The 923-nt window shown below is 45.7% G+C and carries 2 tRNA genes and 1 rRNA gene; all 3 read right to left on the bottom strand.

What is annotated here, in order from left to right:
* Positions 1 to 336: 336 nt before the first annotated feature.
* Positions 337 to 412: transfer RNA gene (locus tag L4D76_RS28705), tRNA-Ala, on the bottom strand.
* Positions 413 to 456: 44 nt separating this feature from the next.
* Positions 457 to 533 (bottom strand) — tRNA-Ile (locus L4D76_RS28700).
* 158 nt (positions 534 to 691) lie between these two features.
* Positions 692 to 923: ribosomal RNA gene (locus tag L4D76_RS28695) — 16S ribosomal RNA — on the bottom strand; the annotation flags it as partial.

Here is a 923-nt window from a genome sequence, read left to right as displayed (position 1 = left end):
GCCAAGGCATCCACCGTGTACGCTTAGTCACTTAACCATACAACCCCAAGAGGTTTCGTATGGCAACAACCAAGGTTTCTCTCTAAAAGAGAGGATTTGTTTTCGCCGGACTCTACACAAGACACTTGAATGTGTTTGTTTTGAGAACTCGTTTTTTATCCCTTCTTTAAATAAGAAGTCATAAAAAACATTTGTAATTSAATCTTTCGATTSAATTTACTAGTCAGCTTTCCAGATTGTTAAAGAACATGTGTTTTTTCTATCTCGCTAGAGACAAMTAATCCACTTTCTAATCACACTCAATTCTTTATCTAGAGAATGAATGYATTTAGAAAGTGGTGGAGCTATGCGGGATCGAACCGCAGACCTCCTGCGTGCAAGGCAGGCGCTCTCCCAGCTGAGCTATAACCCCAACGTTTCAAAAGACTGTTAACCACATTTCTCTGGGAGAGAAAGTGGTGGGTCTGAGTGGACTTGAACCACCGACCTCACCCTTATCAGGGGTGCGCTCTAACCACCTGAGCTACAGACCCATTTGGGAACTTGTTCAACTTGAACCACCGACCTCACCACTTTTACCAAGGGCGTGGGGTGCTAACAATCCGAACTAAAGACCCAAGTCTTTTCACGTTCTTTTACATTTTAACCAAGCAATCTGTGTGGACACTGCATAAAACAAACAGTCTTTAGGTAAGGAGGTGATCCAGCCCCAGGTTCCCCTAGGGCTACCTTGTTACGACTTCACCCCAGTCATGAACCACACCGTGGTAAACGCCCTCCCCTTTCTCCTAGAAGATCGGGGTTAAGCTATCTACTTCTGGTGCAGCCCACTCCCATGGTGTGACGGGCGGTGTGTACAAGGCCCGGGAACGTATTCACCGTGACATTCTGATTCACGATTACTAGCGATTCCGACTTCATGG

The sequence above is a fragment of the Photobacterium sagamiensis genome (genome assembly GCF_050337085.1).
Classification (GTDB): domain Bacteria; phylum Pseudomonadota; class Gammaproteobacteria; order Enterobacterales; family Vibrionaceae; genus Photobacterium; species Photobacterium sagamiensis.
The sequence above is the reverse complement of the archived record's forward strand: the minus strand, read 5'-3'. Positions and strand labels throughout refer to the sequence as shown.